This window comes from Enhygromyxa salina (genome assembly GCF_002994615.1).
Classification (GTDB): domain Bacteria; phylum Myxococcota_A; class Polyangia; order Nannocystales; family Nannocystaceae; genus Plesiocystis; species Plesiocystis salina_A.
This window is the reverse complement of sequence record NZ_PVNK01000248.1, coordinates 16,881-34,826: the sequence shown is the minus strand read 5'-3', so window position 1 is coordinate 34,826 and position 17,946 is coordinate 16,881. Positions and strand designations below refer to the sequence as shown.

Annotated in this window: 16 protein-coding genes; 7 read left to right on the top strand and 9 right to left on the bottom strand. The window is 70.0% G+C overall.

Features of this window, described 5'->3' with window-relative positions; genetic code table 11:
• Positions 1 to 223, top strand: a 223-nt coding sequence (locus ENSA5_RS28580) for an MYXO-CTERM sorting domain-containing protein (protein WP_258183041.1), incomplete at its 5' end; no start/stop codon positions are given.
• Between the two features lie 75 nt (positions 224 to 298).
• Here the strand turns inward: ENSA5_RS28580 and ENSA5_RS28575 are convergent.
• From ENSA5_RS28575 to ENSA5_RS28565, 3 genes are all read right to left on the bottom strand, one after another.
• Positions 299 to 3,121, bottom strand: a complete 2,823-nt coding sequence (locus tag ENSA5_RS28575; RefSeq protein WP_106394881.1) for a serine/threonine-protein kinase — start codon at positions 3,119 to 3,121, stop codon at positions 299 to 301.
• Positions 3,118 to 3,645, bottom strand: coding sequence for a hypothetical protein (locus ENSA5_RS28570; protein WP_146156211.1), 528 nt, complete (start codon positions 3,643 to 3,645; stop codon positions 3,118 to 3,120). Before ENSA5_RS28570 ends, ENSA5_RS28575 begins: the two co-directional genes overlap by 4 nt.
• Before the next feature lie 223 nt (positions 3,646 to 3,868).
• The gene (locus ENSA5_RS28565; RefSeq protein ID WP_258183040.1) at positions 3,869 to 4,489 is read right to left on the bottom strand and encodes an RNA polymerase sigma factor; all 621 of its coding nucleotides are present in this window, start codon (positions 4,487 to 4,489) and stop codon (positions 3,869 to 3,871) included.
• 100 nt (positions 4,490 to 4,589) lie between these two features.
• Between ENSA5_RS28565 and ENSA5_RS28560 the strand changes: the two genes are divergently transcribed.
• The 3 genes from ENSA5_RS28560 to ENSA5_RS28550 all read left to right on the top strand — a co-directional run bounded on the left by ENSA5_RS28560 (position 4,590) and on the right by ENSA5_RS28550 (position 6,720).
• Complete coding sequence (locus ENSA5_RS28560; protein WP_106394878.1) at positions 4,590 to 5,369, top strand: hypothetical protein; 780 nt, start codon at positions 4,590 to 4,592, stop codon at positions 5,367 to 5,369.
• Between the two features lie 381 nt (positions 5,370 to 5,750).
• Positions 5,751 to 6,164, top strand: a complete 414-nt coding sequence (locus tag ENSA5_RS28555) for an RCC1 domain-containing protein (protein ID WP_106394877.1) — start codon at positions 5,751 to 5,753, stop codon at positions 6,162 to 6,164.
• Positions 6,165 to 6,246: 82 nt separating this feature from the next.
• A complete protein-coding gene (locus ENSA5_RS28550) occupies positions 6,247 to 6,720 on the top strand; it encodes an RCC1 domain-containing protein (protein ID WP_146156210.1) in 474 nt (157 codons plus the stop codon).
• Positions 6,721 to 6,828: 108 nt separating this feature from the next.
• On the opposite strand, the gene ENSA5_RS28545 is transcribed toward ENSA5_RS28550, so the two are convergent.
• Together ENSA5_RS28545 and ENSA5_RS28540 are read right to left on the bottom strand one after the other, a co-directional pair.
• Positions 6,829 to 8,115 (bottom strand): sensor histidine kinase, encoded by a 1,287-nt coding sequence (locus ENSA5_RS28545; protein ID WP_106394875.1) that lies wholly within the window; start codon positions 8,113 to 8,115, stop codon positions 6,829 to 6,831.
• Entirely contained in the window at positions 8,112 to 8,834 is a 723-nt protein-coding gene (locus ENSA5_RS28540) for a response regulator transcription factor (RefSeq protein WP_106394874.1), read from the bottom strand. The genes ENSA5_RS28545 and ENSA5_RS28540 overlap by 4 nt, the downstream gene beginning before the upstream one ends.
• Positions 8,835 to 8,923: 89 nt before the next feature.
• On the opposite strand from ENSA5_RS28540, the gene ENSA5_RS28535 reads away from it, so the two are divergent.
• Positions 8,924 to 10,303, top strand: coding sequence for a monooxygenase (locus tag ENSA5_RS28535; RefSeq protein WP_181198245.1), 1,380 nt, complete (start codon positions 8,924 to 8,926; stop codon positions 10,301 to 10,303).
• A gap of 26 nt (positions 10,304 to 10,329) precedes the next feature.
• Entirely contained in the window at positions 10,330 to 10,896 is a 567-nt protein-coding gene (locus ENSA5_RS28530) for a hypothetical protein (RefSeq protein WP_106394872.1), read from the top strand.
• Positions 10,897 to 10,928: 32 nt separating this feature from the next.
• Here ENSA5_RS28530 and ENSA5_RS28525 read toward each other — a convergent pair whose 3' ends face one another.
• The 4 genes from ENSA5_RS28525 to ENSA5_RS28510 all read right to left on the bottom strand — a co-directional run bounded on the left by ENSA5_RS28525 (position 10,929) and on the right by ENSA5_RS28510 (position 15,102).
• Complete coding sequence (locus tag ENSA5_RS28525; protein WP_106394871.1) at positions 10,929 to 11,609, bottom strand: hypothetical protein; 681 nt, start codon at positions 11,607 to 11,609, stop codon at positions 10,929 to 10,931.
• A 61-nt stretch (positions 11,610 to 11,670) separates the two neighbouring features.
• Positions 11,671 to 12,744 carry a hypothetical protein gene (locus tag ENSA5_RS28520; protein WP_106394870.1) on the bottom strand — a complete coding sequence of 358 codons (1,074 nt, stop codon included), beginning with the start codon at positions 12,742 to 12,744 and terminating at the stop codon, positions 11,671 to 11,673.
• A gap of 10 nt (positions 12,745 to 12,754) precedes the next feature.
• A complete protein-coding gene (locus ENSA5_RS28515) occupies positions 12,755 to 13,846 on the bottom strand; it encodes a hypothetical protein (RefSeq protein WP_106394869.1) in 1,092 nt (363 codons plus the stop codon).
• 35 nt (positions 13,847 to 13,881) lie between these two features.
• On the bottom strand, positions 13,882 to 15,102 hold the full coding sequence (locus tag ENSA5_RS28510) for a pyridoxal phosphate-dependent aminotransferase (RefSeq protein ID WP_106394868.1): 1,221 nt from the start codon (positions 15,100 to 15,102) through the stop codon (positions 13,882 to 13,884).
• A gap of 91 nt (positions 15,103 to 15,193) precedes the next feature.
• On the opposite strand from ENSA5_RS28510, the gene ENSA5_RS28505 reads away from it, so the two are divergent.
• Positions 15,194 to 17,944: a 2-oxoglutarate dehydrogenase E1 component gene (locus ENSA5_RS28505; protein ID WP_106394867.1), complete on the top strand. Its 2,751-nt coding sequence runs from the start codon at positions 15,194 to 15,196 to the stop codon at positions 17,942 to 17,944.
• Positions 17,945 to 17,946 lie beyond the last annotated feature (2 nt).

The following is a 17,946-nucleotide window of genomic DNA, read 5'->3' as shown; positions in this document are numbered from 1 at the left end:
CGGGGGCGAGGACGAGGGCGAGGACGAGGGCGAGGACGGGGGCGACGACGGCGAAGGTGACACCGGTAGCGGGAGCGAGGGGGACACAGGTGGGGAGGAGCCCGGCAGCGACGCCGACTCGTCGGGGGGCGGATGCGGATGCAGCAGCGCTCCGACCGAGGGCGGGGTGGCGTCGCTCTTCTTGGCCCTCGTTGCGCTCGGGTGGCGAAGGCGCCGGCGGTGAGCTCTCGCGCCTCGTGCTCGCGCCTGAAAATTCCTCGCGCGGACCCTGGCCTGGGAGCTCGCCGGGGCCGGGGCTTCAGCGACGCGGGTGGACGAGGAGCCCGAGCTGCGCGCGCTCGCGGGGCGACAACTCGAGCTCTTCGAACCACGGCTCGAGCAGCTCGAGGGTCCAGTCATCGGCGAGGATCGCCGCGGCGATTCGCTCACGAAAGGCGGCGGCGCAGCCCCGGCAGCCGCCGCGCAGCGCGACGAGGGCCCGGAGCAGCTCGTAGCTGACCCGCTGGCCGCCGAGGGCGTCGAGACCGAGGGCCTCGATCGCGCCGAGCTGCTCGCGGCTACCCGCGAGGTCGCCGTCGCGCAAGGCGATCTCGGCCAGACCAAGGTGGGCGAGGGCCGCCCGCGGCGGCGCGGGGTCGAAGGTCAGGACCTCGGCGTAGGTCGCGGCCGCGGCCGCCCGGTCGTTGAGGCTGAGCTGGCGGCCGGCGAGGTCGAGGCGCAGGGCCAAGACCCGATCGTCGCCGGGCCCATCGCTGGCTTCGTAGCGGGCGAGGGCCTCGCGGATGTACTCGAGCGCCGCCCGCCGATCCCCGCGCAGCGCCGCGACGCGGCCGAGGAGCATGGGCGCGTCGCCGAGGTCGGCGTGGTCCGGCGGCAGGGTCTGGGCTTGGATGGCTGCGAGGGCCAGGGCGTGCTCGCGGGCGCCGTCGAGATCGCCGGCCCGCAGGCACATGTCGGCGAGCAGCAGGTGCGCGCGGGCGAGGTCGGGGTGCTCGCGGGCCTCGTGGGCGGCGGTCCACAGCTCGACGGCCCGGACAAACAAGGGCTCGGCCGCGTCGAGCTCGCCCCGGCTGTGGTGGACGACGCCGAGGTTGTAGACGTGGCGCGCGGTCACGGGGTGCTCGGGGCCAAACACCTCCTCGGCTGTGACCAGCGCGCGCTGGCGCAGGCGCAGGGCTTCGTCGCCCTCGGCGAGCTCGGCGAGGGCCGACAGGGCCCGGGGCGCGATCGGCCCGGCCGCATCGAGCTCGAGCGCGCGCTCAAAGGCCTCGGCCGCGCGGGCCGGGTCGCTCGCAACCCAGCCCTGGCCAAGGGCGAGGCGCGCGCGAACATCGGGCGTGGGCGAGAGCTCGAACCACGCAGCCTCGGCCAGCTCGAGCAGCTCGGGGCCGGCGTCGGGGTCGGGGTAGTCGGTCAAGCGATGGAGCGCGAGGCTGGTCCACAGCTCGGCGAGCAGGCGGCGGTGGCCGGTTGCGAGGGCCAGCTTGGCCGCGGCGTCGAGCTCGTCGAGGCCCCGCGCGGCCGAGCCGGCCGCGAGCTCGGACCGCCCACGCTCGGCCAGCGCCTCGGCTTCGACGGGGCCGTAGCCGAGCGCACGGGCGCGGGCGAGCAGCTCGCGGGTGTGGTCCGGATCGGCCTGCCCGAGCTGGCGCCAGACCTCGGCTTCGGTCAGCGCCAGGCGCAGCTGCTCGACTGACCGCTGGAGCTCGGCTGGCGCCGGGGCCGGGCCATCGACGAGCGCGGCGGCCTCGCAGCGCTCGGGCGAGGGCAGCCTCGAGCTGGCCTCGACCGCCCGCTCGATCGCCGCGGGGTTGGCCGCGGCCAGGCCCTCGACGAGGGTCGCAAAGCCCTGGCGCTGACGCTCGAGACAGGCCCGGCGGGCGCGAGCCAGGGCCGGGTCGTCGCGCGAGCTGGCCGCGGCCTGGCACTGCTCGACCCGGGCCGCGAGCCACCGCTTGGTCCACGCGTCGAGGCGGTCACGGACCCGGACCGAGCTCGCGTCCGCGTGGGCCACCGCGCTGGCCTCGAAGGCCGCGCCGAGCTCGGCCCGGCGGGTCGGGTTCCACAGCTCGGCGAGCTCGCCGTCGACCTCTCGGCAGGGGCTCGCGAGCTCGGACAGGTGGGCCGCGAGGCCGAGCCCGAGGCTCGCGACCAGCGGGATCGTGAGACCCGCGACCCGTCGGCGACGGCGCTGGCGCGGGATCCGGTCGAGGACATCGAGCAGCGCCCTCATGCTCGGCCAGCGCTGCTCGGGATCGCAGCGCAGCCCCCGACGAAGCGCCGCCCAGACCCGCCGAGGAACCCTCGAACTCCACGGCGGGGCCGCCGGTCGATCGGCCTCGAGCTCGCGGACCCGGGCACGAACGTCGGTGCTGGGGCCAAAGGGCCGCTGGTCCCACAGGGCCTCGTAGAGCGCGACGCAAAAGCTGAACTGATCGGCGCGGCCATCGATGGCCTGGCCACGCAGCTGCTCGAGCGCCATGTAGCGGATGGTCCCGGCCACGTTCAGGCTCGCGGTGTCGAGCTCGCCGGGGCCGAGCGCGAGGCCAAAGTCGGCGACCCGCGGACGGCCGTCGCGGCCGATCAGCACGTTGGCCGGCTTGAAGTCGCGGTGGACGAGCTCGGCCGAGTGCGCCGCCGCGAGCCCGCGCCCCGCGTCGACGAACACGGCCAGGATCGCGGTCCACGACCGGGCCTCGGCCGCGAGCCACCGCGCCAGGCTCAGGCCCTCGACGTACTCCATCGCCAGGTAGGTCTCGCCCTCGTCATCGCCGACCTCGTGGACCTGGACGACGTTGGGGTGTGAGAGCCGCGCGAGGGTCTGGGCCTCGCGGACCAGGCGCGCACGCTGGGCTGGCGAGCCGAGCTCGGCCCGCACTTGTTTGACCGCGACCTTGCGGCCGAGCTCCGGGTCCTCGGCCAGGTAGACCTCGCCCATGCCCCCGACGCCGAGCTGGCGCTCGAGGACGTAGCGACCAATGCGGACCTCGGGCGCCTCGCCAAACAGGCGCGAGCGAACGGCCGCGATCGCCCGCAGCTGCTCGGGGCTGGTCCGGGCTCGCTCGCTACCGCTGCCGGCCTCGACGAGCGTCGCGGCCGCCGGTTGGGAGGGGGGCGTCAATCGTTGCAGTCTTTGACGGGCTTGAGGACCGCGGCCTTGTCTTGGGGGGGCAGACTTGCGGTCCCCCCGTCTTCGTAGGGATACTCGATCAGCTCTTCGGAGATCCCGCCTTCGGTCAACTCGAGCTTGAACGAGCTGTCGATCGGCAGGGAGATACGGCCGTAGTTGCGCTCGACGACGACGGTGTCGTAGTAGGCCCAGTCTTCGAGCTTGTGGTCGTAGATCAGCACGTCCATGCCCGTGGCGCCGCTTCGGAAGGCGAACGACAAGGTCAGGTCCGGGGCCGAGCCAACCTCATAGCTGGGGTGCTCGCTCGGCTTCAGGTCCTCCGTTGTGGAGCCGATGAAGCGGTCGAGGTCGGGGGACCAGATGTCTCCGTCCTCTTCGACCCACAGGCGCAGCACCCCGCCGACGTCCTCTTCGCAGGCGTGGGTCATCACGAGGTCGAGGTTGTTGCCTGCGGCTTGGGCCGTGAGCGAGAGCGGCGCAGCGGTGAGAACCGACAAGACGAGCGAACGAGACATGGCATTGTTGAACATGGTGGAGCCTGTGTTCATAGTCGAGCGCCCCCGGCGACTGTCCAAGGTCACAGGCAGTAATTTTCGGCGGCCTGTCTGGCGGCGAAGCCAAGACGGGCCACGACAGCTGCTTCGCCAGACAAGTCGTGGACCCGCCCGGAGTGTCCGTGCCAAATCGATCTCCGATCGATCGTGATCACCGGCACATTCGCGCCGAGCTCCGCGGGCCTCACATCCGCGCGCGGATCTGCGCCGCCCAGGTGTCGAGCCCCATGGTCGTGCTCTGGCGCTCGGCCGGCGAGGCCGCGCACTCGGCGATCGCCGCCGCGAGCAGCTGCCGGGCCTTGCCCAGGCGGCTGCGCATCGCCGAGTGCGAGACGTCGAACACTGCGGCGATCTCGTTGGCCTTGAGCCCCTCCCAGTAAAACAGCTCGAGCGCGAGCTGGTGCTCGATCGGGATCCGCCGCAGGCCCTGGAGGAGCAGCTGCTGCTCGCGGCGCTCGGCGAAGATCGTTGAAGGTCCCGGCGCGAGCTCGGCGACGGAGTCGAGCTCGGCGTCGAAGGCCCGGCCGCGGCTGAGCCCGCGCAGATGGTCGATGAGCTTGAAGCGGGCGACCTGGAGCACGAAGGCGCGAACGCTGGTCCCCTCACGGATCTTGTCGCGGCCCTCGACGAGGGCGAGGAAGGTCTGCTGCATCAACTCTTCGGTCTGGTCGGGGACCTTGTTCTTGAACAGCCGAAAGACCGAGGGGCTGTGGCGATCATAGAGCTCGCCGCCGGCTTTGTTGTCCCCCGCTCGCCAGCGCTCGAGGAGCTCTGCGTCGTGGTCCCAGTCGTCGTTGGCGGTCACGGGTCCATGGTAGGGCGGAGGCCGGATTTTGTCGCCAACCGGTGGACAGTTCGGCGGCCGGCCCGACCTATGTCGTGCGCAACCTGGCGCCACCCCAACCATGTCCACGTCCACACCTTCATTTCGTACCTCCTCGCGTCCTGCCCTGGTCCTCGCCCTCGGCCTCAGCGCCGGCCTCGGCCTCGGCTGCGATCGATCCGAGCCGAGCTTCGGTGAGCCCCTCGTCGAGCGCGGCCTCGAGCTCGAACAAAGCGAAACGCCCAGCCTGACCGCCGATCAGGTCCTCGCCGAGGCCGCGGTCGAGGGCTACGTCGAGGTCCCCCTCGATGAACTCAGCGACGCTGCGCTCGACGAGCTCGTCGGGGCCTCGGACGAGGTCCCCGAGTTCGAGAGCCTGACCCAGCGCGACAATTTTCTCGCCTATGCCCAGGGCGAGCTGGTCTTGCGCAACAGCTCGCCGCTCGGGGCCCCGGGCGCCGGCTTTGAGTGGTCCGAGCTCTCGACCGTCGAAGAACACGGCCGCGTGCTCGAGTTCCTCGCCCAACGCGGTCTGCTCGACAACTTCGAGGACGAGCTGCCGCCCGGCACCTGGTTGACCCCCGAGCTCGTCGCCAAGGGCCTCAGCCCGGCCGAGTCCGCGGACCTCGCGGCCTTCGAGTTCGAGTCCTTTGTCACCCCAGCCGAGGGGCTCGAACCAGGCGGCCCGGCGCCGCTGACCGACTGCGGACCCACCCAGGTCGAAACATGGTGTGGCCAGTGCACCTTGAGCCACCACTTCGCCTGGAACTACTACATTCAGCTGTGGCTGCGGACCTGTCATCGCAGGGTGTTCAACAACTGCACCTGCTTCAGCGCGACGCAGTGGGCCGAACCTTGCTGATGGGTTGCTCGAACCCACACCGAGCGGTGCGTGAGACCGGAAGAGCGCTCATCGGGGAGGTCGGCGGCTAAGGTTTCGGGCCCCGCCGCCCACGTTGAAGCTTCGCTCCCGCCGGTGGCCGCGCCGCGACTCGAACGCGGGCCTCGCCACCGCGCCTTTCGACCCAGGGCGCCGCACAATCTACGCCGAGCGAGGTGTTGAGGATTCCGTCACTCGTGACAAACAGGAGAGGCGCATGCCAACCTCGGGTCCGTTCAGCAGGCGTCAGCTGTACGCGTGCAGCGTAGCGTTCATGTGCACGCTCGGCGCCCCTGCGACCGCTCGAGCGATCAGCTGGGAGTCGGCCGACCCAGCTGGAGAAGAACCCAACCTGAGGCAATCATGCATTTCAAGACGGTCGGTCTGACCCCTGGATTTGGCGCGAGCGCTCTGCTGCTGACGAGCGCGCTCGCGTGCTCGGGGCCCGAGCGGCCCGAAGACACCGACGCTACGCCGCCACCGCCCGAGCTCGTCGAGCTGTCGGTCCGCGGGATGATCACCTGTATGAGTGACTCAAAGCTGCGGGCCAAGTGCTGGGGGCGCGGCACCTGGGCTCAGCATGGCGTCCAGACCACGGAGTCCTTGGGTGACGACGAGCCCGTAGCCGAGATCCCCGCGCTCGCGCTCGGGACCGGCGTCGAGCAGATCTCGGCGTCGCTCACCTCCGTATGCGCGCTGCTCGAGGGCCGCCGGAGCTTTCGATGCTGGGGCGGGGGTCCTCGGACAAGACGTCCCGGGCGGGATTGGAGACGATGACGTCCCCAGCGACTACCCACCCATCGAGCTCGCGGGGGCGCCGGTCGTTCAGCTCTCCGCCGGGCCTCAAGGTGTGTGCGCCGTGCATGAGGACGGCGCCCTGTCCTGCTGGGGCTATGTCTCCGCCACCCTCGGATACGGGGGCGCCGCGGCGGGTGTCGGAGATAACCTCGGTGACTACGAGACGCCGGCGTCGGTCGGTCATGTCGACGTCGGGGCCAAGGTCGCCCAGGTCGCTGCTGGTCGCTACCACACCTGCGTGGTCCTCGTTGACGGAGGGGTGAAGTGTTGGGGAATTGGAACCCTCGTGGCGCTGGGCTACGGGACGAGGGAGATCATCGGCGACGACGAGACCCCCGCGGTGCTCGAGCCGCTCCCGCTCGGCGGCCCGGCCAGCTCGGTTCATGTTGGAGAGTTTCACTCCTGCGCGGTGCTGCAGTCAGGGGATGTAAAGTGCTGGGGGGCGCCCGTCGCCGCGCTCGGCTACGGTGATCGCCAGGGGCCAATTGGCGACGATGAAACACTCGACAAGCTCGCGGCCCTCGACCTGTGGTAGGGCGAGTCAAATGGTCAGGAGCGTAGGGGCACTCGCGATCGCGCGACGCGTTTGGGCCACTCGCCCAACACGGTCGCGGATGCGGGCTGCAGTTCGGTCGCCCCGCGCTCACGACCCGGCCGGCAGCCGGATCGAGAATCGCGCCCCCGCCCCGGGCGCCGCGCCGAGGTGCACGGTCCCGCCGTGGGCCTCGACGATGCGCGCGACGATCGTCAAGCCGAGACCGAGCCCGCCGGTCCCGCGGCTGCGGCTGGCGTCGACCCTGAAGAAGGGCGTGAACACGAGCTCGCGCAGCTGCGGCGGCACGCCGGGTCCCTCGTCGCTGACCGCGAGCTCGAGCCACTCGCCGACGCGCCGGACCTCGAGTCGCACCGGCCGACCGAGCGGGCTGTGGCGGTGGGCGTTGTCGAGCAGGTTCTCACACGCCCGCAGCACCGCGGGGGTATCGATCGTGACCGCGCCGAGCTCCTCGTCGAGCTCCTCGTCGAGCTCGCGCTCGGGGTGCGCGAGGCGAAAGCGAGCGGCGACGCGCCGGGCCAGGGCGCGAGCAGGGACCGACGAGCGAGGCCCGAGCGCCATGGCCTCGCCGTGGCTGAGCTCGAGGTCGAGCTCGACCGCCCCGAGCACGCGGTCGGTCATCCGCTCAAGCTCGTCGAGGTCGGTGTCGAGCTCGGGCAGCAGCTCGCCGAGCTCGTCGCCGTCTTGCAGCATCGTCACCGCGAGGCGCATGCGCGCGAGCGGAGTCCGCAGCTCGTGCGAGACCGAGGTCAGGAGCTCGCGCTGTGAACGCTGAAGGAGCGCGAGCTTGCCGGCCATGTCGTCGAAGGCGCGCCCGAGCACGCCGACCTCGTCGCTGCGATCGAGCCCGAGGTGGACGTCGAAGTTGCCCTGGGCGATCGAGCGGGCCGCGTTGGTCATCGCCAGCAGAGGTCCGACGAGGCGGCTGGTCGCCCACGCGGCGAACCCGAGCCCGACGATGCCAGCGACGCCGAGCACGAGCAGCAGCAGCTCGCTGGTGTCGCCGATGACCTGGTCAGAGACCGCGCCGAACACGACCCAGCCGTTTTGGTGACCGGCCCCGTCGAAGCTCGGGTGGCGCGAGTGACCGGCGTCGAGATCGAAAGGCAGGGGCGGAGCGATGTTGGACGCGAGCACCTGGCCCTCGAGGTCGTAGACCGTCGCCTGGCCGCCGAACTCGGCCCGCATGAGCTCGATCCTGGTCTGGAGCTGCGCGGGCGGAGCGTCGACGTTCACGGCCAGGGCGATCGCCTGGCGCGCGCGGTCGAGCGGCGTCACACCTGGGTCGACGAACCAGCGGACGCCGAGCACTGCGATCGCCGTGACCAAGAAAGTCGAGAAATTGATCAGGAACAGACGCGAGAGCAGGTGCCTCATTCCGACCACGCCTCCGCCTCGGCCGCGTCATTGAGCAGCATGTAGCCCCGACCGCGGACCGTCTGCAGCATCCCCGGGACCCCGAGCTTGCGACGGAGGCGAGACACGTGGACGTCGATCGAGCGCGCGAAGGCCTCCTCGGCCTTGCCCAGGTGGACGCGGTCGAGCAGGCGCTCGCGCGAGAGCGGCCGCCCGGAGTGCTCGGCGAGGGCGTAGAGCAGGCGGAACTCGTAGGCCGTGAGCGAGAGCGCGGCGCCCCCGAGCTCGGCCTGCATGCGCCGCGGATCGAGCGAGAGCTGACCGACCGCGAGGCGCCGCCGCGCGGGCCCGACCTGGCCGCGCTCGCGCCGGACGAGCGCGTGGATCCGGGCCAGCAGCTCGCGCGGGTTGAAGGGCTTGGCCACGTAGTCGTCGGCTCCGCGGTCGAGGCCGAGGACGCGATCGTCGTCGCTGGTCCGCGCGCTGACCATGATGATCGGGACGTCCCCGCGCTCGCGGATCGCCTCGCACACCGTCAGACCGTCGACCCCCGGGAGCATGAGATCGAGGAGGACCACGTCGTAGTGGTGCTTGGAGGCGGCCGCGATCGCCTGCTCGCCGTCGTCGACGCGCGTGGTCATGACCCCTCGCTTGCTCAAGTAGCGCTCGGTGAGTTGGGCGAGGCGCTCGTCGTCCTCGACCATGAGCACCTGGATCGGCGCGTCGAAGCTGGCCAGCATGGGTCGAGCATAGGCAAGCCACAACGAACATGTCGGTCGAAACACTTCTTCACCAAATCGGAGCGCGCGCTGCTTTAGGCTTTGCAGCGATGACGAACGATAATTTTTGGAGGCGAGGGCCGCTCGCGGTCTTCGCGGTGTCGAGCGTGCTCGGCTGTGGCGAACCGAGCGCGAGCGAAGCGGGTGAACAGGGCGAGGGCGAGGGCGAGAGCGAGAGCGCGGAGCTCGAGCCGACCTACACCTACTGGGCCGACGCCAAGGCGGTCCTCGACAGCAAGTGCGCCAGTTGCCACACCGAGGGCGACATCGCGCCGTTCTCGCTCGACGACTACGCAGAGGTCGCGGCGGCCGCCGCGGTCCTGCCCTACGCGATCGAGGCGGGGACGATGCCGCCGTGGCCGCCCGGGCCGGGCTGCAACGAGTATCGCCACGCACGCTCGCTCGACGCCGACGAGCGCGAGCTGCTGCTGACCTGGCTGGCCGAGGGCGCGCCCGAGGGCGACCCGGCCGACGAGCCGCCCGCGTCCGAAGACCCGGCGCCGACCTTCGAGCCCGACGTGACGATCAGCTTGCCCGAGCCCTACACGCCGACCAAGGAGCCCGACGACTACCGCTGCTTCCCAGTCGCCTGGGACGGGCCACAGCCGTGGGTGACGGGCTTTCGCGTGCTCCCCGACCAGCGCAGCGTCGTCCACCACGTGATCGCGTTCGCGGCCGACCCCGACCAGGCCGAAGAGGTCGCGCAGCTCGACGCCGCGGACGACGGCCCCGGCTACACCTGCTACGGCAGCTCGGGTCTGCCGGGCGCGCGCTGGATCGCCAGCTGGGCGCCCGGCGGCCGCGGCCAGGCGTTCCCCGAGGGGACGGGCGTCCGGCTCGAGCCCGGCTCGACGCTGATCATCCAGGTCCACTACAACACCTCGACCAGCGATCCCGTCGCCGACCAGAGCGCGGTCGAGCTCAGCCTCGCCGACTCCGTCGAGCGGCCGCTCGTCAACCAACCTCTGACCAACTTCGAGTGGGTCGTCGGATCGGAGCCGATGCTGATCCCCGCGGGCGAGCCCGAGGTCACTCACGCGACGCAGATCGATGTGTTCTCGCCCTTGTGGTCGACCCCGCTGGCCGAGACCGGGGTCGCCGAGGGCGACGACTTGCTGCTGCACTTCGCCGGCCTCCACATGCACCAGCTCGGGGTCCGGGCCAAACTGACGATCGTCCGTGCCGACGGCGGCGACACCTGCGTGGTCGAGATCCCCCGGTGGGACTTCTCCTGGCAGGGCGCCTTCGAGCTCCGCGAGCCGCTGCGCGTTCACCCTGGGGATAAGATCGGGCTCGAGTGCACGTGGGACAACAGCGTCAACAACCAGCCGATCTTCGACGGCGAGCTCGTCGAGCCTCAGGACGTCCTGTGGGGCGAGGGCACGCGCGACGAGATGTGCCTGGCCGTGGCGGCCTTTAGTCGACCGTGAGCGCCGAGGCCCGACCCGCGTCGAGTATGAGGTCGCTGCTCGGAGCGCTGCTCGGGGCGCTGCTCGGCGCGCTCCCAGGCTGCGCCGACCCGCTCGAAGACGAGGTCCAGCAAACCGAGCCCGAGCCCTTCGAGGTCGCGCTCGTCGAGGTCGACGATCTCGACGCCTGGGTCGTCGTCGACGCGGCCGACGACGACCTCGCCGCGCATCGACCCGAGACCCTCAACTGCCCAGTCGGCGCCTGGCGAGCCGAGCTCGGCACGCTCGAGGTCCAGACCGGGGTGTGCAACTACCTCGCGCTCGCGCAGCCGAGCTCGCGCGCGCTCGCGCCGGGTGACCACCTCAGCGTCGACCTATGGCACGACGTGCTCGACGCCGCGGCGCCGGCCACCGCCCACGTCGCCGTGCTCGTCGCTGGTCGCGTGATCGGTGAGGCCGAGGTCCCGATCCCGAACGCGCCGGAGGTCCTGCGCTTCGAGTGGACCGTCGACGAGCCGCTCGCGGCGGGCGAGCCGGTCGTGCTGCATCTGCACAACCACGGCTACAACGCCTGGACCCTGGTCGCGATCACGGCAACTCGGCCACCCCCGTGACCCCGTTGCACCAAACCCCCCCGGGTCCAAGCCTAAAAATACCAGCCAATGGTGAATTCGAAGGCGACCTGGAAGATCGAGAAGTCGTCGTCGGCGTTGCCGCGCCAGTCGCCAGCGTCGCCTTCGTAGAACAGGCCGAGGTCGAAGTCGATCTCGCCGCCGAGGAACAGGTTCTTGTAGACGATGCCCTGGACGCCGCCGCCGAACTGGACGTTGAAGCCGACCGCGGAGTCGTCGCCGTTGATGTCGTTCAAGAAGGGGACGTCGAAGTCCCAGAACCATAGCGCTCCGGCGACGCCGGCCCCGAACAGGCCGTAGCCCCAGATCTTGTTGGTCCCGAGGCCGATCCTGGCCTCGGGCATGAAGCGCAAGACGTGGACGCCGAAGTCCTTGAAGTCGTAGTCGTCGAGGACCAAGACGGTGTGCTCGAAGCTCGCGCCGAGGGTGGCCTTGAACAGCTCGCCGCGGGCGAACATGTAGCCGCCGCCGAAGCCCCAGCCGAAGCTCGGATCGAGATCGGTGAAGTCGTCCTCGGCGAAGGGCAGGACCAAGGAGCCGGGCGTGAGCATGATGTAGCCGCCCTCGTCGAAGCCGCCGCCGCGCTGAGGCTTGGCGGCCTCGGCCTCGGGGGTCGGGAGGCCGAGGTAGATCGCGGCAGCGATCGCGGGCGTGAGGGCAGGGGCGAGCCAGCGGGGGAGGCGGGCGCAAATCATGGCGACAGCTTTGCCGAAGCGCGGCGCCGTGTCACGTGGCACTCGAGGCCGTGACTCGCGACTACCTCAGGCGGTAGATCAGGTTCTTGGTTCCGGCCGCCTCGCAGACGGCACGGACCAGGCCCTCGGCCCCGCGGGTGACCACGAACTTGCGATCCTTGAAGACCTTGAACGGGAAGCGCTCGCGGGTGTGCTGGTAGCGGGCGCGCTCGCTGTCTTGGATGCTGGTCGAGAGCAGATCTTCGAGGGGATCGTTGCTCTTCTCCTCGCGGACGTCGCGAGCAGCGATGTCGGTCTGGAAGCACAGCACGAGCTCGGGCTCGTCGCTGGTCGCGGTCTCGAGCCAGCGCCGCCACGCGTGGGCGAGGCGGGGGTTGCCCTGCTCGGGCTCGGCCGGGACGATCGGCGCGCCCGCGTGGGGGAGGCGAAACAGGACCGGGCCGATGACCCCGCGCTGGACCCGGTCGACGCTCACGCCCTCGATGTCGTGCATGTGGATGAACAGGTGCTCGGCGTCGTAGCTGGCGTTGCGGTAGACGGTCGCGTGGAAGGCCTCGTTGGCCGCGGCGCTCTCGCCGTCGGAGTCGAGGTCGATGACCTTGCGCCGCCAGGCCGAGGCGACCTGGGTCAGCTCGATCGTGATCCGGACGTAGAGCCCGCTCGCGTCGAGCTTGGTCAGATCGAGGCGAAACTCGGCGGTCCCGGTCTCGGGGTCGTGGCGGCGGAGCTGGACGCGGTGCTCGTCGAGCGGGGCGTGGGGCTTGCCGACGATCGCCTCGAAGTAGCGGCGCTTGTCGAGCAGCCGGGCGTAGACCTCGGCCTCGTCGCGCTTTTGCTCGTAGTGGGCGGTGTCGCTCATCCGCGACAGCGAGCCGCCCGCGACCTCGTGATCGGTGAGCACCCGGGTGAAGCTGGCCATGTTCGGCAGGCCCGCGCGCGCGTCGACGTAGAGCTGATCGTAGATCCCGGCGTCCATCGCCAGCTTCATCGCCTCGAGGCTGCCCTGGACCCGACGCCGATCGGGGTAGGTGTTGTTGAGCCGCGCCGCCCGCAGGCCCCGGGCGAGCTTGGCGAGGTAGCCCGGGACGACCTCGCCGCGCAGGGCCTGGGTGTGAAGGGTGACGAGCTCGTTCATGGGGATGAAGCTAGCCCTCGCTCGGCGCAGCCGCGTCCGCGCCCCCGGCCCCGCCCTCTTCTTTGCGCTTCATGGCCTTGTCGATCGCGGCCTGGATCCGCGCCTCCTCGATCTCCTTGGACTTTTGGAGGTTCTCGTCGAGCAGCTGCGAGGTGCCCTCGTCGAAGGTCTCGAGCTCCTCGACGAGGCGGTCGAGGTTCTGGCGGAAGAAGATCTGGGTGTCGCTGACGAACTGCGTGGTCACGTTCATCGACTCGGTCATGACGTCGAGCGACTTCTTCATCTCGAGCATCACGACCGAGGCGTCGGCGGCCCGGCCGATCGCCTGGATCTGGGCCGAGGCCATGTCGAGCTTGATGCTCGCGGCGGTCGTGTACTGCTGGATGTCTTGGGCGAGGTTGCGGATCGTCTCGGCCAGCTTGCGGGTGTTCTCTTTGAGGTTGGCGTAGCGATTCTCGGCCGCGCCGTAGAGCTGGACGTTGCTCGAGTGCTCGGCCAGGAGCGCGCGGATCCGGTCCTGGTCGGTCTCGATCTTGCGAGCCTCGACGCTGCCGGCCTCGACGCTCTGGAGCTCGGCCTCGAGCTCTTCTTGCATGCCCCGGAGCTCGAGCACGTACTCGAGCGCCCGGCGCTCGTTCTCGGCGGCCTCGACGATCTTGCCGTTGATCCGGTTGATCTCGGTGTAGAGCTCCTGCTCCGACTGCTTGAGCACGTCGCAGTAGCCGGCCGCCTCTTTCACGCGCGTGGCCGAGACCTGGTACTGCTGCTTGAGCAGCTCCTCGATCGAGCGCTTCGAGATCGCGATCGACTTGAGGCCCGGGATGTACGAGAGGATCTCCTTGAACCCGGCGAAGAAGCCGCCCTTGGTCGCGGTGCCGTCGATGTAGTCGCTGAACTTGCGCAGCTTCTTGAGCTCGTCGCCCATCGCCGTCTGGATCTCGACGTTGCGCTCGCGCAGGACCTTGAGCTCCGAGACCTTCGCGTCCTGGACATCGCGCTCCTTGTGAATGCTGTCTTCGAGGGAGCGGACCGAGATCCCCTCGCCGCTGTACGCAACGTCACGGGACATGACGTCTTGGATGCTCTTGCTACCGGCGCTCATGGCGAGGCGAGGGTGCCACGTGTAGGTCTGAGGCGCTATGCGCACACGACGCGAAAGGCGTTGAGTGCGCCATCCACGACGGGAGGATCGACACACATCGCCAGGCGCAGGTGGCCAGGCACGCCGAAGGCCACGCCCGGCACGACCAGGGTCCGCTGTTGCCGGAGGCGGTCGGTGAGCGCGACCTCCCCGGCCTCGCGCAGATGGACTGGGAGGCGCGGAAACAGGAAGAACCCGGCCTGGGGGGCGGGCTGCTCGAAGCCGAGCTCGCGCAGGCCAGCGGCCATCTTGGCGCAGTTGTCGGCGTAGACCCGGACGTCGACCCGCCCGCCGGGCTGGTCGAGGACCTTGGGCAGGACCCGCTGCATCAGCGCGGGCGCGTTGACGAAGCCGAGGGTCCGATTGCAAAAGGTCACGGCCCGATGCAGGAGCTCACGGCCGAGGGCCTCGGGGGAGATCACCAGGTAGCCGATCCGCTCGCCGGCGAGGCCGAGATCCTTGCTGTGGCTGGTGACGAGGACCGTGTTCGGCCAGCGCCCGAGCATCGAGGGGACCTCGGTCGAGGGGTCGTGGACGAGGTCGCGGTAGGGCGAGTCCTCGATGACCCACAGGGGCCGGGGCAGGTCGAGCCCGGCCAGGGCCGCCGCGAGGCGGTCGAGGGAGGCGGCGTCGTAGATCGCGCCGGTCGGGTTGTTGGGTGAGTTGAGGACCAGGATGCGCGCGCTGCCCGGATCTTCGCGGATCGCGGCGACGATCGCGTCGACGTCGAGCTCGAAGGCGGGCCCGGTCGGGACCGGGACGAGGGTCGCGCCGTGGTTGGCGCAGTAGTGCTCGTACTCCGAGAAAAAGGGCGCCGGGACCAGCACGCGGTCGCCCTCGTCGACGATCGACTTGAGCAGCACGTTGATCGCTCCGGCGGCGCCGACGGTCATGGTCACGTCGGTCGCCTCGAGGCCGGGGAGCCCGTAGCGCGCGCCCTCGCGCCGGGCGATGAACTCGCGGACCTCGAGGTAGCCGCTGTTGGTCATGTAACGGTGCATGCCGACCGGCTCGTCGCGGAGGGTCTCGACGATCGCCTCGGCCCAGAGCGCGGGCGGCTCGAGGCTCGGGTTGCCGAGCGAAAGATCCCACACTGGTCCGCCGCCGTCGGCTCGCAGTTTGCGCCCGAGCTCGAACATGCGTCGGGTCCACGACTCGTGCTGGCCGAGGATGCAGTCGGCGATTCGGGTCGCGAGGACGTCGCGGTGGCTGTCCATCACGCCCCGAGCCTATCACGGACGAGATGGTCTTTTCGCGCAGGCCAAAAGTGGGAGTGACGCAGCACAACCTGTACACTCCCGCCCACGCATGGACGCCGAAGCTGCGCTCAGCATACACAACCTGGCCTTCTTCGAGGCTCTCTACGAGGCATGGGAGCGCGATCCGAGCTCGGTCGATCCGCAGTGGTTGCCGATCCTGTTCGAGGGTCACGCGCCGCCGGTCAACCCGGTCCGGCCCGCGCTCAGCCCCGAGCTCCTGACCGGAGACGCCGAGCAGATCGCGCTCCAGACTCGGGTCGACAACCTGATCGAGGCCCACCGCCTTCACGGTCACCACGGCGCCGACATCGATCCGCTCTCGCGCCCGCGCCGGGCCGACGTCACCGAGCTCGATCCGGCCCACCACGGTCTGAGCGAGGCCCACTACGATCGCTACTTCCACACCAGCGGCCTCGTCGAGGGCAAGGCCACGCTGCGCGAGATCATCGATCGCCTGCGCAAGACCTACTGCCGCCACATCGGCGTCGAGTACTGGCAGCTGCCCAACCCGGCCGAGCGCGCGTGGCTGCAGGCGCGGATGGAGAGCTGCCTCAACGAGGTCGTGCCCTCGCACGATGAGCAGCTCCGGCTCCTGGCCAGCCTCATCAACGTCGACTCGGTCGACCACTTCCTGCACAGCAAATTTCTCGGCGCCAAGCGCTTCTCGATCTCCGGGGCCGAGAGCATCATCCCGCTGCTCGACTGCCTGATCGAGGGCGCGGCGGCCCACGACGTCGGCGAGGTGATCTTCGGCATGGCCCACCGCGGGCGCCTCAACGTGCTGATGAACATCCTCGGCAAGAGCCCCAAGGAGGTGTTCTCGGAGTTCTCCAACACCGACGCCGAGAGCTACATCGGGGCCGGCGACGTCAAGTACCACCTCGGCTATCACCGCTACCACACGACCGCGAGCGGCAAGGAGATCTACCTCGCGCTGGCGTTCAACCCCAGCCACCTCGAGGCGATCACGCCGGTCCTTCAGGGTCGGGTCCGCGCGCGCCAGGACGCGCAGCCGAAGCTCGGGCGCGCGGCCAGCCTCGCGGTCACGCTCCACGGCGACGCGGCCTTCGCCGGCCAGGGGGTCGTCTCCGAGACCCTCAACATGGCCGCGCTCGAGGGCTACGACGCGGGCGGGGTCATCCGCGTGGTCATCAACAACCAGATCGGGTTCACGACCGATCCCCGCGACTCCCGCTCGGGCCTCTACGCGACCGACGTCGCCGCGGTCCTCGGGGTCCCGGTCTTCCACGTCAACGGCGACGACCCCGAGGCCGCGGCCCTCGTCGCGCGGATCGCCGTCGACTGGCGCGCGACCTTCCATCGTGACGTGATCATCGACGTGATCTGCTACCGGCAGTTCGGCCACAACGAGGGTGACGACCCCACCTTCACCCAGCCGAAGATGTACGAGATCATCAAGAACCACCCCTCGGTCCGCGTTCAGTACGAGCGCCGCCTGACCGAGCGCGGGACCGTGACCGAGGCCGAGTGCCAGCGCATGAGCGCGCAGTTCGAGGCCGAGTTCGAGGCCGCGCTCGACGAGGCCCGAGCCAGCCACCCCAAGCAGGCCTTCGCGCCCATGCACGGGGTCTGGAAGCAGTATCTCGGCGGCCCGGAGGTCGAGATCGAGGACGTCGACACGCAGATCTCGCCCGCGCAGATCCGCGCCTACGGCGAGCAGATGACCGTCGTGCCCGAGGGCTTCAACCTCCACCGCAAGCTCGGCCGCCTGCTCGACGCGTCGCGCAAGATGACCGCGGGCGAGACGCCCTTCAACTGGGCGACCGCCGAGATGCTCGCCTACGCCTCGATCCTGGGCGAGGGCACGCCGGTCCGGATCACCGGCCAGGACGCCCAGCGCGGGACCTTCAGCCACCGCCACGCGGTGTTCACCGACACGGTGACCGGCGACAAGTGGTGCCCGCTCCAGCACCTCGGCGAGCACACCGGGCGGTTCTCGATCTACAATAGCCCGCTGAGCGAGTTCTCGGTCCTCGGCTTCGAGTTCGGCTACACGCTGATCACGCCCGACGGGCTGATCATCTGGGAGGCGCAGTTCGGTGACTTCGCCAACAGCGCGCAGGTCATCATCGATCAGTTCTTGTCCTCGTCGGAGGACAAGTGGAACCGCCTGTCCGGGCTCACGCTGCTCTTGCCCCACGGCTACGAGGGCCAGGGCCCCGAGCACTCGAGCGCCCGGCTCGAGCGCTTCTTGCAGCTGTGCGCCGAGGACAACATGCAGGTCTGCAACCTGACCACGCCGGCCCAGCTGTTTCACGTGCTCCGCCGCCAGATCATTCGCAAGTGGCGCAAGCCGCTGATCTTGATGTCGCCCAAGAGCCTGCTGCGTTTTCGGCCCTCGTTCTCGCCGATCGAGGCCCTGACCGAGCGCGGCTTCTCTCGCGTGATCGACGACGACAAGCCCGACCCCGCCGCGGTCGAGCTGATCCTGCTCTCGGCTGGCAAGGTCTTTTACGACCTCGACCAGGCCCGCGAGGAGCGCGGGCGCGAGGACGTCGCGCTGGTCCGCGTCGAGCAGCTCTACCCCTTCACCCGGACCCGCGAGGAGATCGCGGCCGCCCTTGACCGCTACCCCAACGCCAAGCGCCTGCGCTGGGTTCAAGAAGAACCGAAGAACATGGGCGCGTGGTCCTTCATGCAGCCGCGCGTGCAGGAGCTCGTTGGGTCGCGCTTCACGATCGAGTACGTCGGTCGGGTCGGGAGCGCCTCGCCTGCGACCGGTTCGCCCGACGCTCACAAGGTCGAGCTCACCCGCCTGCTCGACGCAGCGTTTTCCTAGCC

Excerpts from the sequence above, each read along its gene's own strand:
- ENSA5_RS28515 (WP_106394869.1), bottom strand. The coding sequence starts at position 13,846 with ATGAGCGCCGGTAGCAAGAGCATCCAAGACGTCATGTCCCGTGACGTT.
- ENSA5_RS28510 (WP_106394868.1), bottom strand. The coding sequence starts at position 15,102 with ATGGACAGCCACCGCGACGTCCTCGCGACCCGAATCGCCGACTGCATC.
- ENSA5_RS28560 (WP_106394878.1), top strand. The coding sequence starts at position 4,590 with ATGTCCACGTCCACACCTTCATTTCGTACCTCCTCGCGTCCTGCCCTG.
- ENSA5_RS28520 (WP_106394870.1), bottom strand. The coding sequence starts at position 12,744 with ATGAACGAGCTCGTCACCCTTCACACCCAGGCCCTGCGCGGCGAGGTC.
- ENSA5_RS28540 (WP_106394874.1), bottom strand. The coding sequence starts at position 8,834 with ATGCTGGCCAGCTTCGACGCGCCGATCCAGGTGCTCATGGTCGAGGAC.
- ENSA5_RS28525 (WP_106394871.1), bottom strand. The coding sequence starts at position 11,609 with ATGATTTGCGCCCGCCTCCCCCGCTGGCTCGCCCCTGCCCTCACGCCC.
- ENSA5_RS28505 (WP_106394867.1), top strand. The coding sequence starts at position 15,194 with ATGGACGCCGAAGCTGCGCTCAGCATACACAACCTGGCCTTCTTCGAG.
- ENSA5_RS28530 (WP_106394872.1), top strand. The coding sequence starts at position 10,330 with ATGAGGTCGCTGCTCGGAGCGCTGCTCGGGGCGCTGCTCGGCGCGCTC.
- ENSA5_RS28570 (WP_146156211.1), bottom strand. The coding sequence starts at position 3,645 with ATGTCTCGTTCGCTCGTCTTGTCGGTTCTCACCGCTGCGCCGCTCTCG.
- ENSA5_RS28555 (WP_106394877.1), top strand. The coding sequence starts at position 5,751 with ATGCATTTCAAGACGGTCGGTCTGACCCCTGGATTTGGCGCGAGCGCT.
- ENSA5_RS28535 (WP_181198245.1), top strand. The coding sequence starts at position 8,924 with ATGACGAACGATAATTTTTGGAGGCGAGGGCCGCTCGCGGTCTTCGCG.
- ENSA5_RS28545 (WP_106394875.1), bottom strand. The coding sequence starts at position 8,115 with ATGAGGCACCTGCTCTCGCGTCTGTTCCTGATCAATTTCTCGACTTTC.